Below are 13,214 nucleotides of genomic sequence, written 5' to 3' on the forward strand. Positions count from 1 at the left end.
AATTGAAAGTTGAGCATTAAGAATGGAAAGCCCGATCCCTGTAAATATGAATATATTCACTTTTTTCAGCCTTTCATTCAATTATTTTAAACTGATAGTCATATTTACATTTCCTCCGGGAACATCTTCTTCAAACCAACGGGCTGTAATTATTTTTGTTTCGGTATAAAACTTTACGCCTTGTTTTCCGTAAGAATGCAGATCGCCAAAGAAAGATTTTCTCCATCCTGTAAAAGAGAAGAATGGTAATGGAACCGGAATAGGAAGATTGACCCCAATTTGTCCCACTTCAATTTCATGCTGGAATTTTCTGGCTGCAGCACCCGAGTTGGTGAAAATAGAAGTTCCGTTTCCGTAAGGGTTGTTATTGATAATCTGAATTGCCTCATCCAGTGTTTCTGCTTTTAATAAAAGTAAAGCGGGGCCAAAGATTTCTTCCTTGTAAATATCCATCTCTACAGATACATTATTGAATAGAGTAGGCCCTACAAAATATCCGTTTTCATACCCGTCTACTTTACAATTACTTCCGTCTAGCAGCACTTCAGCTCCCTGATCATAGGCACTTTTGATTAATCTTAAAACTTTCTCTTTAGACTGTTTATTGATTAAAGGGCCAAATGCGGTAGATTCATCAGACCATACTCCAGGTTTGATGGTACTTAAAGCAGTTTTGATATCTTCCACCCAGTTTTGAGCTTCGCCCACTAAAACGGCAACACTGATGGCCATACAACGCTGGCCGGCTGCTCCACAAGATGCACCTACCAAATTATTGATCACTTGTCCCTTGTTGGCATCCGGCATAACAACCATGTGGTTCTTTGCTCCTCCGAATGCCTGAACTCTTTTCAGGTTATCTGTTCCTGTACGGTAAACATGTTCAGCAACCGGTACAGAACCTACAAATGAAATAGCTTTGATCTCAGGATGATTCAGGATATGATTCACCTGATCTTTGGAACCATGAATAATATTCAGAACTCCTTTTGGAAAGCCTGCTTCTAAGAATAGTTCGGCCATTTTCACAGAGGTCATCGGGGTCTGCTCAGATGGTTTTAAGATAAAGGTATTCCCACAGGCAATCGCCATTGGAAACATCCATAAAGGAATCATCGCAGGAAAGTTGAAGGGTGTAATTCCCGCACAAACTCCAAGAGGCTGAATATAGCTGTAGGTATCTACTCCACGGGCTACATTTTCTACAGTTTCTCCCATCATCAGGGTTGGAATATTGCAGGCATGTTCTACCACTTCAATACCACGCCATATATCGCCCATAGCATCAGCGAAGGTTTTTCCGTTTTCTTTGGATAGGATTTCGGCGATTTCTTTTTGATGTTCTTTTAAGAGGTGCTGATATTTCAGAAATAATCTTGCTCTTTCCGGAGTGGCTACCTCTTTCCATGTTTTGAATGCTTCTGTGGCTGCTTCAATAGCCTGATCTATTTCAGATAATAGAGTTAAAGGGACTTCGGCGAGAATTTCCTGGGAAGCAGGATTTTCTACAGGAAGATGTTCATGCGCTTTACTTTCAATAAACGCTCCATTGATTAATATTTTTACTTTTTGTGACATAGTTTTGGGGTTGAAAGTTGAGAGGAAAAGCTGAAAGCAATTTTATGAATTACTTTCAGCCTGTATAAGGTTATATAATCAGTAAATCAACAAATTCATTGACATTAAGGTTGATCAGCGTTTCATAATCCAATGAATTTTCCAACACTGTTTTTTGTTGTTTTTCAGGGAAGATACGGGCTAAATTAATTTTGTATTTCTTAATCAGTTCCGGAATTCCTTCGTCTCTTCTTCGTTGGTGTCCGATAGGGTATTCTACTACAACTTCGTCAAGAATAGTTCCGTCATTCAGTTCTACAGTCATGGCATTCGCGATAGAACGTTTTTCCGGATCATGGTAATCTGCAGTAAACTGTATGTCTTCAATGCATTCGATTTTATCACGCAGAACATCAATTCTTGGATCTGAAGCTATATTATCTTCATAATCTGCCGCAGTTAATCTGCCGTAAATGAATGGTACAGCCACCATGTACTGAATACAGTGATCGCGATCTGCCGGATTATTTAAAGGTCCTTTCTTATCAATGATACGGATGGCTGCTTCATGCGTACGTATGGTAACTTTTTTGATATCATCTGTAGTTTTTCCAAGGTCTTTCAGAGTGGTATGCAGAGTCATTGCCGCTTCTACAGCTGTTTGAGAATGGAATTCTGCCGGAAATGAGATTTTAAACAGTACATTTTCCATGACATAAGAACCGTAGTCTCTCTGGAATTTGAATTCATTTCCTTTGAAAGAAACATCATAAAATCCCCAAGTTTTTGCAGTTAATACCGATGGATAGCCCATTTCTCCTGTTTTAGCAATCAGTGCTAAACGTACTGCTCTGGATGTTGCATCTCCTGCAGCCCAGGATTTACGGGAACCTGTATTAGGTGCATGACGGTATGTTCTTAAAGATTGCCCATCTACAAAAGCCAATGATACAGCATTGATGATCTCATCACGGGTTAAACCGATAAGCTTTCCGACAACAGCGGTAGAAGCCAGTTTTACTAATAATACGTGATCTAAACCTACTTTATTAAAAGAATTTTCCAATGCCATTACTCCCTGAATTTCATGGGCCATAATCATGGCTTCCAAAACCTGCTTCATTTTTAAAGGCGCTTTTCCTTCCGCAATATGGGTTCTTGATAACCAGTCTGCTGTGGCTAAAATTCCACCGAGGTTATCTGATGGATGTCCCCATTCTGCAGCCAGCCATGTATCATTGAAATCCAACCAACGGATAATGGCTCCAATATTGAACGCTGCCTGAACAGGATCCAGCTGAAACTGTGTCCCCGGAACTTTTGCCCCGTTTGGAACCACAGTTCCTTTTACTACAGGACCTAAAAGTTTTGTACATGCAGGGTAAGTTAATGCTTCCAGTCCACATCCGATGGTGTCCAGAAGACAGTAATGGGCTGTTTTCCAGGCCAGATCATTTTTGATTTCATAGTTCAATACATAATCTGCAATATCTGTTAATACTTTATCCGGTTGGGGTCTTTCATTTGAAATGTGTGATGACATCTTTATTTTATAATTTAGTTATTAATTGTGATATGTTTATTTTCTGTCTTGTAGAGAGATGAATTCCTTATTTTCAGGACCTGTGTAGTTAGCACTTGGGCGGATAATTTTTCCATCCTGTCTCTGTTCAATAATATGAGCGCTCCATCCTGTAACTCTGGAGATAACGAAGAGTGGAGTAAACATAAGGGTAGGTACTCCCATTAGATGATAGGATACCGCAGAGAACCAATCCAGATTCGGAAACATTTTCTTTTCTTCCCACATGATGGTTTCCAGTCTTTCAGCGATATTATACAACAGCATATCTCCGGCTTCCTCAGAAAGTTCTTTAGCTACTTTTTTAATCACCACATTTCTTGGGTCCGAAATTGTGTAAACAGGATGTCCGAATCCGATGATCACTTCTTTGTTGACAATGCGCTGACGGATATCTGCTTCCGCTTCATCTGGCGAATTGTATCGGCTTTGGATTTCAAATGCCACTTCATTGGCACCACCATGTTTAGGACCTCTTAAAGCACCAATGGCTCCTGTAATAGCTGAATAAATATCTGAACCTGTTCCTGCGATCACACGGCTAGTGAATGTAGAAGCGTTAAATTCATGTTCGGCGTAAAGATTTAACGAGATCTGCATGGCTCTTACCCATGAATCAGAAGGTTTTTTTCCATGTAATAAATGAAGAAAATGCCCTCCAATCGTATCGTCATCTGTTTCTACATCAATCTCTTTTCCATTATGGGTATAGTGATACCAGTATAATAAACCCGAACTGAATGATGCCAGTAATTTATCTGCAATATCCCTCGCTCCGGCAATATTATGATCGTCTTTTTCCGGTTGAATACTGCCAATAGCGGATACCATGGATCTCATTACATCCATCGGATGTGCCGCTGCCGGAATACTCTTTAAAATATTTCTTACAGAATGGGGTAACCCTCTTAAAGACTTTAATTTAGCTTTGTAATTTTTCAATTGAGCTCCGGTAGGCAGCTGACCATAGATCAAAAGGTAAGCTACTTCTTCAAACTCCGCTTTTTCAGCCAGATCCAGGATGTCATATCCTCTGTAGTGGAGATCATTTCCACTTTTTCCTACGCTGCAAAGCGCTGTATTGCCTGCTGCTACTCCAGAAAGGGCAACGCTTTTCTTAGGCTTGAATGTTGGTTCGCTATTCGTTGACATTACTATTTTGTTTAAAAAGGTTATCTAATTTTTGTTCATAATCATGGTATCCAATGCTTTGATAGAGTTCTTCTCTGGTCTGCATAGTGTCTAATACATGGGCCTGGGTTCCGTCTTTGCGGATGTGTTCATAGACATTCAGGGCCGCTTTATTGGCTGCACGGAAAGCTGAAAGAGGGTAAAGGATCAATCCTACGCCTGCATCTTTTAATTCATCAACCGTATACATATCAATCATTCCAAACTCTGTGATGTTGGCCAATACAGGGATTCCCGCTGCATCAACGAATTTTTGATAAAAACTTAGATCAGGAACTGCTTCGGCAAAAATAAAATCAGCACCGGCTTCCTTATAGGCAATGGCTCTTTCAAGAGTTTTTTCCAGCCCTTCATTGGCAAAAGCATCCGTTCTGGCTCCGATTACAAAACTTTCATCTGTACGGGCATCTGCAGCAGCCTTCAGCCTGTCTGACATCTCTTCTTTGGTTACGAGTTCTTTTCCTGGACGATGTCCACAACGTTTTGCTCCCACCTGATCTTCGATATGTAAAGCTGCTGCACCTGCTTTAATCAATGATTTTACAGTTCTGGCGACGTTGAATGCTGATGGGCCAAATCCTGTATCCACATCTACCAGTAAAGGTAAATCACAGACATTGGTAATTCTTTGAATATCAATTAATACATCTTCCAGCGTGGTAATTCCCAAATCAGGAATTCCTAAAGATCCGGCAGCAACGCCGCCGCCTGAAAGATAAATGGCATTGAAGCCGGCTTGTTTGGCCAATAATGCATGGTTGGCATTGATGGCCCCGACAATCTGAAGAGGACTTTCTTTTTGCATAGCCTTCCGGAATTGAGTACCGGGAGACTTCCAGTTTTCATTTTTAGTCATTGTAATATTTATGGTTTAGGTGAAATTTGTTTACAGATAGAGAAGAATAGCGATCATGATTTAATTGCAGGGAAGTAAAAAGAGAATAATGAGTATCGCTTCGATTTGCTGCCAACAGACAGAAAATCTGTGTGTTTTTTAGGAAACAGCATTTCAGGATCTTGACAGATCTGTTGGGTGTGTAGGAATTATCGAAATGGGTTAGGTACATTTTTTACTTTTTACATGCATTAAACGCTATAAAAAGTTCCTGCAGACTTCACAATGCTTTGTGAGAAAGAAAAATTACGGAAAGGTGACACGGATGAGCGGTAGATTCATAGAAGAACCTGTTGTTCTGCTATTATCTATCTCAAAAAATAATACGAGTTGATAAACTATTTTATCATATCATTATCCATACCGTATCATACCTGACTATAAGCTTCAAACCGCGAAAGCATCGTCAATTCGAAATAGGCAGGTCTCCTGACTTGTAACGGTTTTTATCATCCTTCCCATATACCGGAGCATACAGTGGATATGAATTTGATAAAAACCTTTTTGTTGTTACTTACAGTTGCGCGACAGTTCGTGATTTGCACACGATTCCCTTTTAATACACAGCTAAGTGTTACCAATTTCGGTTGATAAAGAAGGTGTTAAGAACTCCTTGGTGGTAAATATAGACATTTTATGAAAACGACAAAATATTTTATGCGAACAATAATTAATTGAATGTAATTTGTTGATAACGTTTTGATTACGAAATGTATCTTTTGATGTTTTTAAAATAATATCTGGAATTTGCCCGGGTTTTTAATTACCAAATTGTTAACAAATAAGATAGAATTTTAAATTGATTTAAATAAAAGGTGTGTTTTTGTAGTAACTTTTCATATTTAAAAACAGAAGGAAAATACTGAATAAGTTCAAAGCTTCAAAATTGGAGTTAATTTCTAAAATACTGCATTTAAAATATAAGAAAAAATTTAGCGGCTGATTCCGTTTCCGTATTTAAACTGGCTTGGAATGATGTTATATTTTCTCTTAAATGCTGCTGAAAAATGTCTGGAATTTTTATATCCAATCACCTCAGAAATTTCATTAATACTTAGATCTCCTTCTATAAGCATTTTTTTTGCATGTTCCATCTTTATATCATTCCAGAAGCCGAATACGGTAGTTCCGAAAAGCTCTTTAAATCCCTTTTTTAAAGTAAATTCATTGGTTCCTACCTGATGGGCAAGGTCTATTAATGAACAGTTTTCATTAAGGTTATTGACGATAAAATCTCTCACTGCATAAATTTTATCTTCATCTTTTTTAAGAAGTGATGAGGTGGAAGAAGTAGTATTAAAAAGCTGTTCCAGTTGTAAAAGAAGAAGTTCAGCCACCTTGGCTTCAAGGTAGATTCTTTTAAAAATACCTTTTCTGTCGCAGTGAATGATGTCGTTCAGAACCTGGTACATTTCCAGGCTGATCCGGCAATGGTCCGGATTGATAAGACATGAATGCTGTTTCTCAATAGCATTTCTGAATGTATTGAATAGTTCAGAGTCTTCAGGAAGGAATTTCTTAAAAAAATCCGGGGCTAAATTAACTTCCAGGATCTGCATTTCATGACCGTCGAATTCCATCTGGCCACTCATCTGATGGGCATAAATTATATTATGCTGATAACTTTCAAAACAAACTTTATTGTTGAAATTCTCTGAAAGAGCAGCGCTTTTTCCTTTTAATGAAAAATGCATTTCAACACTTTCGAAATCGGCCTCAAAGTACAGTAATACTTTATTTTCAAGTGAAACATTCCCGAAGCCAATGTGAACATTCTCAAAACAGATCTCATGATAAAAACCATTTCCATAAGGAGGTTTCAGATGGGTAATACACTCTCTGATTTCGCCATCGTTCTGGTAATAGGCATTGGGATATTTTCTTTCCACCAATGTTCCTCCAATTTTATCATCGTAGACCCGTAATGCCATTATTATTTTATTATGATTAGAATTCTCCTTTTTGCGGACTTTTTACTCCCTTTTGCGTACCTGTGTGCCCCAATTTTCATCTTAGTTTTGCACAAAGATAAATAATTATTTAGAATGATTCTTAATAGTAAGCTTGATTTTATCTATTAAGATCAAATAAAAAATAATAGAAATGAAGAATAATATACAACTAAGTCATGTATTGTATCGGGTGCAGGATTTACATATTGCGGTAAAAAAGCTACAGGATGCAGGCTTTATTGTTGAATATGGAGCATACCCTGATAAGGCTTATAATGCTTTGATATGGTTTGAGAAAGGCATTTTTATCGAAATTTACCATAATTCCGGGCTTCCTGTTTATATAAAATGGATGATGAAGGTCTTTGGGTATCAATCGGTTTTAGAACGGATGAGGCAATGGGAAGATATAGAGGAAGGCTGGTGTGAATGGTCTCTGGAGTCTGCATTGGAAAACCTGAATTCAGAGAAACAGTTTTTCGAAAGTGAAAATACAGGGTTCAGGTTTCATAAGGCTAAAAGAAAAGATGGAGATGGAAATAAACTTAAATGGGAACTTCTGATGCCTGATGATATTGATTTTCCTTTTTTAATGTCTGCTTATATTCCTAATCCCAGGCCCAAAGAAATTAATCATCCCAACGGAATTGTAGGAGTGAAAAATATTAAGGTAGGCACCGATCGTCTGAATACTCAGGTATTAAACCGCTTGCTCACCAATCAGGAAGGGTTAGAGCTTATACAAGGGAAAGGATTACAGACTGTAGAATTCATCAATTCTGATTTGAAAATTGAAAATATATTATAACCCCGGATTTCTTAGAATCAAAAATTATTTAAAGAACGAAATATGAATTATTCAAGTAAAATAAACTGGTCTTTTGCCGCCGCAATTATGGTATCTGTATGCTGGATCATCGGTGATGTTTTTGTCGCAGGATTTGATCCTAATCCTGAAGATTATCCATTGTTTTCAAAGACTTATGCCGATCAGGTAAATGTAGGATTTGCAACTTTGATGTTGGAAGGTACCACTCCGGGACTGATGTTTGGGGCTTTGATCGGAGCGCTCACTGGACCTCTACTGCTTCCTGCAAGCTGGCTGGTTTTCCAGTTTTTTAAAGATACCAAAACCTGGTATTCGGTGGCTGTTTACTGGATTTTATTAGCAGGGGCTGTTTTGTCTCCTTTAGGCCACGCCGGATTCTTTTATGTGGGGGAAATCTATAAGGCAATCTATCATACCGATCCGGTGGCTCATCCATTCCTTTTAGAAACGGGGCGAGAATTTATGAAAATGCTTAATATAGCCTGGGGAGCAGCCATTGGAGTATTAGCTATCGGATGGATTTCATTTGCGGTATGTATCCTTTTGAAGAAAACATTACTTCCAAGATGGATGGCTTTATTGACCCCATTTGTGCTGACCTTATTTATTATTCCAATAAAGGGAATGCTGCCACTGCCTTATTCAGGCTGGGTTGGGGGAGCGATATTCAATATTGCCTATCTGGTATTCTTCGGCTCATTATTGATCCTTTTCAGAAAGAAACTTAATAGAGAACTACAGAACTAATAGCTATCTATATATACTACACTATGAATTGGGCACTTTTTAGGGCTCAATTTTTATGTATATGCCTTTATTTCTTGTCGTTCTGTATTTTTAATGATACTTTTAAAGAATGGTCTCATTGTTTAGTTTATTTTAAGATGTATTAATCGTGAGATTACCAAATCAATATAATATGAAAAAGAAGATACCGTCAGTGATTAAAACGAAGTATTATATTTTAGGCAAGCTATTGATTATTATATTGTTGGTGTTTGTTTCCTGTAAAGAAAATAAGGGCAAAACAGATGACAATATTATGGTACATACTGAAACCATTCAATCCGTAAAAATGATCTCTGCCGGTGGAGGACTGGGGTTTTCTTCCAGCACTTTAATTGATAAAGATTCTATTCATTACCGTCGTACGGTAGCAGCTAATGAAGCCGAAAATCTGACGTACAGCAGAGAAGTGAAACCTGAGGACTGGAAGAAACTGGTTGCTACAATTGATCAGAAACTATTCCGGGCAGTAAAAGAAGGAAAAAGTGTACAGCCTGTAGACGGAATTGACACGAAGATTATCGTCACAATGAGTGCAGGCGATATTTCTAAAATGAATGCCTATGATGATCCTGCATGGAAAAGCATTCGTGATATTATAAACCATTATAACGAATTATATAGGTAATGTTCCTGAAAAATACAGTTGATGAAACAGAATGTAATATATTTGATATTCTGACAATGAAAAACTGAAATGTCACTTTCTTTGCTTACAAAATATACATATGTCTACATCAAAATTAAGCCTGTTTGCTACCCTTACTCATATTATTTTATTAGTGATACTCATGAAGTATGATGAGGTATTGTTTACTCATGATTGGGAAAATGCTGTTATGTTCCTGATTGTTGGGGTTGTCATTGTAGCTTTGATACTAGCCATTGCATCAAGAAAAACGAAATTGGGAGCTGTATTGATGATCACTAATGGCATTTATACATTGATCTGTTTTTTTATGTTGTATTTCGCTTTGACTTACACTTTTAAAGTATAAAATATATAAGCGGGCTGAAGATAAGTTTATAAATCAATCCCTGCTCTCCAAACTAAGGAGGCAGGGACTGCCGTTTTCTCAATGAAAATTGATTACATGGTTTTAAATTCAAACAACTCCTAGGCCTGGTAAGACTATTATTTACAAAGGCATAAAAGCAATAGCATCCACTTCTATCATCATGCCATCCAACGCTAATTTTGGAACAGGAATTAAGGTGCTGGCAGGAAACTTATTGTTTTTCCATACTTTATGCATTTCTTCTGTCCATATTTTGAGTTTCTCCTGATCGTGGTCAACAATCAATACTGTGATTTTAAGGATATCGTCAGGTTTCAAATGATATTCTTTAAGAACCGTCTCCAGATTTTTCAGCGCGAACTGAACTTGTTGTCTAAAGTCTTCAGAAAGATGATGATGCAGGTCTTCACCACCACTTTGTCCTGATATAAATACATATTTTCCGTTTCCTATACCGCTTGTGGCGTGCGAAAAAGCATAAGGAGTAGGATCAAATAGAGTTTCCGGGTTTTTAGACTCGATATTTGTCATATTTTTTTGTTTGTTGGTTGTATCATTGTTAGCTTGTGAACAGCTTGAAAATAGCAATATAAAAATAAATGAAGCCAGAAGAAGCTTTCCTTTATATAGGATGTTTTTAGAATGAATCATGATTGATAAGGTTTACATTGATGAAGCAAAGGTAACCTCAATCATTTTTCAAAACGTTTACATATGTTGAGAGAATTCAATAGTATAATTCATAAGGTGATTGCTTTCTCAACAGGTATAAAGATAAAGCAATAGAGATATCGGTCATTTATACAGTTCTCCGGTGAGGCAGACGACGGTAAAGCCTGAAAATTTGTGTAGATGATGCTTGAGTCAGCATGTTAAGTTTCGAATTTAGCCAAATTTACATGGGGAATTCCTAAATTGCCGGAATAAAACTAAAATGGCCATAGGGATAACACAAATAGATTTAAATAAATCTAAATCAGGATTTTATTACAATGATACACAGGCATTGATTGATCAATATTTGTTGGGAGATCATTCTTTAAAGACAGTTAGCGCATTAATAAAAGAACTTATAGACGATGAACTTCCATTTTTTGCAGAAGAGGAATTTCCTTATACAGAATTAACCAGATGCGATTATACTGTTATCTCTAAGGGTACTTTTAATCAACTGCAACATAATAAAATGTTACCTTCTATGTTGAACTATTCTTCGGCTATGTATGTAAATTTTAAATATGAAAATAATGAATTCATACATCCGGAGGGAGAACAAAATTATTTACATTCAAATATGCCTTGTATGGTTTATTTTCAAAATAACATCGTTACATTTTTTATTCTTGATGAAGATGGCGATGCTTATTTTTCATACTCTTTGAACTTTCATGATTTAAAATAGTAACAAATTATAGGTAAATGTATAACTCCGGAAACCCACTACGGTGATTACTTATTCTATTTTTGAATGGTATCCGGATGATGGTCATGCCTTTGAAATAGCTTAAAAAGGATAAATAAATGAGAACAGAAATTTTAAAATTAAATGGCATTTTTAATATGTCTTTTGGTAAAACATTTTTCACTGGTGAGTTGGGAGACATTAATCATTTTATTATAGGTAAATCAAAATGGGATATTTTTATTAATGATGTTTATTTTGATACAATTGAATTTGAGAATGAAAATCAACCACTCATTAAATCTGGTGATATAGAAACCAAAAACAGATCTTTTTCTTATAATGGCGTTTTTAATAAGGAATTATTAGATTTTAAAGATCAAAATATAATATTGAAATTAAAAGAGAATTAAAATATTTTAGGATAGAAATCCTTTATAAAGAAATCAAATGGCTTTTATTTTTTTAATGATAAATTAGCCGGAAACTTTAAGTAGTATGGGTCTGAAGCAGGTAACACTGCGAAATTTTCATACTAAAAACAGAAACCAGAACCATGACAGACTTTATAAAAAAACTGGAAAAAGAGTTTAACACTCAAATTATTCCTTCAAATGAACATATTTGGGAAAACTATTATGATGTTGATGAAGATGGAAACATTAAAACATTATATTTAAATGAAATTGATTTAAAGGATATTGATGTATTATTGCCAATTACCAAAAATTGAAAATGTACAAGATTTTTGGTCTCCTATAGAGAATAATGATATTAATCAACAGGCAGAAGATATATATAAAGGAATACTATTTCTAGAGTCTTACATTGTTATACCTTGCAATGAGTGGGCAGGACAAGTGAAAATTTTAGAACCTGATATTAAAAATTCTTTAATTCAGCCTAAAAAAGAAATGATATCTAAATCTAAAAGTTTTATTTTTTTTATTAGTGAACAGGAATATGAAATTTATAAACAAGAGGTAAAAGAAATACGGGAACTAAATACTTTAGAAGAAGAAAAAGAATATTTAATTATAAGTTATACCCGAACAGAGGATCTGGAAAAGCGTATGAAAATTCCTGTATTCATAAAAGAGAAGATTATTTCTTGTTTTGATAAGCATGATCTCCACTCTATAGAAAGAATAAAGGATGAAAACGATAATATTGTTTTTGATGGATTTTAATACATTAGTTAGAATAGGTTAATTTTTTTATAAAGGGGTTAAGTTTCTTACAATATGAAAAATTATAGAAAAGAGTTTAATTATATTGTGTATTATTCAGATAGTACAAATGAACAGGATGATTTGCATTTCTATGCAGAAGAATTTGGGCAAGAAAAAATGCAGGGTATTTTCAAGCTAACGTTAGGGCTTCATTTTCCGGAAATTTTATTCTTACCAGGAATTGGAAATATTGATAAATTATGGCCTCCTTATATAGATTATCGTTTGATACAATCCGCTGAAGATATATGTAAAGTATTACTTCTTACAGAGTCTTATATTGTTTTGCCTTATAATGAATGGGCAGGGCAGGTAAGAATATTAGAGCCTGAACCTAAAAACCCAACTCCTTCAGATACAGAAACTTATTATGGATATAAAAATACTGTTTTTTTTATTACCGAAGAAGAATATGAACTGTATGAGCAGGAGGCAAAATATATAAACGAACTGAATGATTCAGAGGAAATAAGAGGATACGAAACAATCAGTAAAACCCGTACTGAAGATTTGGAAAAGAATATGAAGGTGCCTGGGTTTATAAAAGAAAAAATAATCTCTTATTTTGATGATCGCGACTTATATCAGATTAGTAGAAAAAGAGACGGAGAAGGAAATATTATTTTTACCCAAACTATAGGAAATAAATAAAAATATGTCATATTTCTTTTTTGAAAATAAAACAAAATGCGAAATCTGTACTAAGCCAATAGAAAGAAGAGAATAGGCTTTTTTTACTCCTTATATAGACAGTGATGAATTCCCTGAT

The 13,214-nt window shown here is 35.7% G+C and carries 15 protein-coding genes and 1 riboswitch; of the genes, 9 read left to right on the forward strand and 6 right to left on the reverse strand.

From position 1 onward, the window contains the following. Positions 1-81 precede the first annotated feature (81 nt). From WH267_RS02830 to WH267_RS02850, 5 genes are all read right to left on the reverse strand, one after another. A complete protein-coding gene (locus WH267_RS02830; protein ID WP_340005481.1) occupies positions 82-1,578 on the reverse strand; it encodes a CoA-acylating methylmalonate-semialdehyde dehydrogenase in 1,497 nt (498 codons plus the stop codon). A gap of 70 nt (positions 1,579-1,648) precedes the next feature. Continuing rightward, positions 1,649-3,100, reverse strand: coding sequence for a bifunctional 2-methylcitrate dehydratase/aconitate hydratase (locus tag WH267_RS02835; protein ID WP_340005483.1), 1,452 nt, complete (start codon positions 3,098-3,100; stop codon positions 1,649-1,651). A 36-nt stretch (positions 3,101-3,136) separates the two neighbouring features. Continuing rightward, a complete protein-coding gene (prpC, locus tag WH267_RS02840) occupies positions 3,137-4,291 on the reverse strand; it encodes a bifunctional 2-methylcitrate synthase/citrate synthase (RefSeq protein ID WP_340005485.1) in 1,155 nt (384 codons plus the stop codon). After that, a complete protein-coding gene (gene prpB, locus WH267_RS02845; protein WP_123318497.1) occupies positions 4,278-5,186 on the reverse strand; it encodes a methylisocitrate lyase in 909 nt (302 codons plus the stop codon). The genes prpC and prpB overlap by 14 nt, the downstream gene beginning before the upstream one ends. A 441-nt stretch (positions 5,187-5,627) precedes the next feature. Then, positions 5,628-5,822, reverse strand: a riboswitch (cobalamin riboswitch). Positions 5,823-6,157: 335 nt separating this feature from the next. Next, positions 6,158-7,156 (reverse strand): helix-turn-helix transcriptional regulator, encoded by a 999-nt coding sequence (locus tag WH267_RS02850; protein WP_340005487.1) that lies wholly within the window; start codon positions 7,154-7,156, stop codon positions 6,158-6,160. A 172-nt stretch (positions 7,157-7,328) separates the two neighbouring features. On the opposite strand from WH267_RS02850, the gene WH267_RS02855 reads away from it, so the two are divergent. From WH267_RS02855 to WH267_RS02870, 4 genes are all read left to right on the forward strand, one after another. Then, the gene (locus tag WH267_RS02855; protein ID WP_340005489.1) at positions 7,329-7,985 is read left to right on the forward strand and encodes a VOC family protein; all 657 of its coding nucleotides are present in this window, start codon (positions 7,329-7,331) and stop codon (positions 7,983-7,985) included. A gap of 42 nt (positions 7,986-8,027) precedes the next feature. Beyond that, entirely contained in the window at positions 8,028-8,753 is a 726-nt protein-coding gene (locus tag WH267_RS02860; RefSeq protein ID WP_340005491.1) for a DUF6796 family protein, read from the forward strand. A gap of 172 nt (positions 8,754-8,925) precedes the next feature. Then, the gene (locus WH267_RS02865; RefSeq protein ID WP_340005493.1) at positions 8,926-9,420 is read left to right on the forward strand and encodes a hypothetical protein; all 495 of its coding nucleotides are present in this window, start codon (positions 8,926-8,928) and stop codon (positions 9,418-9,420) included. Between the two features lie 100 nt (positions 9,421-9,520). Beyond that, positions 9,521-9,790 (forward strand): hypothetical protein, encoded by a 270-nt coding sequence (locus WH267_RS02870; RefSeq protein ID WP_340005495.1) that lies wholly within the window; start codon positions 9,521-9,523, stop codon positions 9,788-9,790. 141 nt (positions 9,791-9,931) lie between these two features. On the opposite strand, the gene WH267_RS02875 is transcribed toward WH267_RS02870, so the two are convergent. Next, positions 9,932-10,342 (reverse strand): RidA family protein, encoded by a 411-nt coding sequence (locus tag WH267_RS02875; protein WP_340005496.1) that lies wholly within the window; start codon positions 10,340-10,342, stop codon positions 9,932-9,934. A gap of 403 nt (positions 10,343-10,745) precedes the next feature. On the opposite strand from WH267_RS02875, the gene WH267_RS02880 reads away from it, so the two are divergent. From WH267_RS02880 to WH267_RS02900, 5 genes are all read left to right on the forward strand, one after another. Further along, positions 10,746-11,213, forward strand: coding sequence for a hypothetical protein (locus WH267_RS02880; RefSeq protein ID WP_340005498.1), 468 nt, complete (start codon positions 10,746-10,748; stop codon positions 11,211-11,213). 119 nt (positions 11,214-11,332) lie between these two features. Further along, on the forward strand, positions 11,333-11,626 hold the full coding sequence (locus WH267_RS02885; protein ID WP_340005500.1) for a hypothetical protein: 294 nt from the start codon (positions 11,333-11,335) through the stop codon (positions 11,624-11,626). Between the two features lie 143 nt (positions 11,627-11,769). After that, positions 11,770-11,946, forward strand: coding sequence for a hypothetical protein (locus WH267_RS02890; RefSeq protein WP_340005502.1), 177 nt, complete (start codon positions 11,770-11,772; stop codon positions 11,944-11,946). Continuing rightward, complete coding sequence (locus WH267_RS02895; RefSeq protein WP_340005504.1) at positions 11,918-12,403, forward strand: hypothetical protein; 486 nt, start codon at positions 11,918-11,920, stop codon at positions 12,401-12,403. Before WH267_RS02890 ends, WH267_RS02895 begins: the two co-directional genes overlap by 29 nt. 54 nt (positions 12,404-12,457) lie before the next feature. Beyond that, positions 12,458-13,096 (forward strand): hypothetical protein, encoded by a 639-nt coding sequence (locus WH267_RS02900; protein WP_340005506.1) that lies wholly within the window; start codon positions 12,458-12,460, stop codon positions 13,094-13,096. Positions 13,097-13,214 lie beyond the last annotated feature (118 nt).

This window comes from Chryseobacterium sp. MYb328, from assembly GCF_037572595.1.
GTDB lineage: Bacteria > Bacteroidota > Bacteroidia > Flavobacteriales > Weeksellaceae > Chryseobacterium > Chryseobacterium pennae.

Excerpts from the sequence above, each read along its gene's own strand:
- WH267_RS02830 (WP_340005481.1), bottom strand. The coding sequence starts at position 1,578 with ATGTCACAAAAAGTAAAAATATTAATCAATGGAGCGTTTATTGAAAGT.
- WH267_RS02835 (WP_340005483.1), bottom strand. The coding sequence starts at position 3,100 with ATGTCATCACACATTTCAAATGAAAGACCCCAACCGGATAAAGTATTA.
- prpC (WP_340005485.1), bottom strand. The coding sequence starts at position 4,291 with ATGTCAACGAATAGCGAACCAACATTCAAGCCTAAGAAAAGCGTTGCC.
- prpB (WP_123318497.1), bottom strand. The coding sequence starts at position 5,186 with ATGACTAAAAATGAAAACTGGAAGTCTCCCGGTACTCAATTCCGGAAG.
- WH267_RS02850 (WP_340005487.1), bottom strand. The coding sequence starts at position 7,156 with ATGGCATTACGGGTCTACGATGATAAAATTGGAGGAACATTGGTGGAA.
- WH267_RS02855 (WP_340005489.1), top strand. The coding sequence starts at position 7,329 with ATGAAGAATAATATACAACTAAGTCATGTATTGTATCGGGTGCAGGAT.
- WH267_RS02860 (WP_340005491.1), top strand. The coding sequence starts at position 8,028 with ATGAATTATTCAAGTAAAATAAACTGGTCTTTTGCCGCCGCAATTATG.
- WH267_RS02865 (WP_340005493.1), top strand. The coding sequence starts at position 8,926 with ATGAAAAAGAAGATACCGTCAGTGATTAAAACGAAGTATTATATTTTA.
- WH267_RS02870 (WP_340005495.1), top strand. The coding sequence starts at position 9,521 with ATGTCTACATCAAAATTAAGCCTGTTTGCTACCCTTACTCATATTATT.
- WH267_RS02875 (WP_340005496.1), bottom strand. The coding sequence starts at position 10,342 with ATGACAAATATCGAGTCTAAAAACCCGGAAACTCTATTTGATCCTACT.
- WH267_RS02880 (WP_340005498.1), top strand. The coding sequence starts at position 10,746 with ATGGCCATAGGGATAACACAAATAGATTTAAATAAATCTAAATCAGGA.
- WH267_RS02885 (WP_340005500.1), top strand. The coding sequence starts at position 11,333 with ATGAGAACAGAAATTTTAAAATTAAATGGCATTTTTAATATGTCTTTT.
- WH267_RS02890 (WP_340005502.1), top strand. The coding sequence starts at position 11,770 with ATGACAGACTTTATAAAAAAACTGGAAAAAGAGTTTAACACTCAAATT.
- WH267_RS02895 (WP_340005504.1), top strand. The coding sequence starts at position 11,918 with ATGTATTATTGCCAATTACCAAAAATTGAAAATGTACAAGATTTTTGG.
- WH267_RS02900 (WP_340005506.1), top strand. The coding sequence starts at position 12,458 with ATGAAAAATTATAGAAAAGAGTTTAATTATATTGTGTATTATTCAGAT.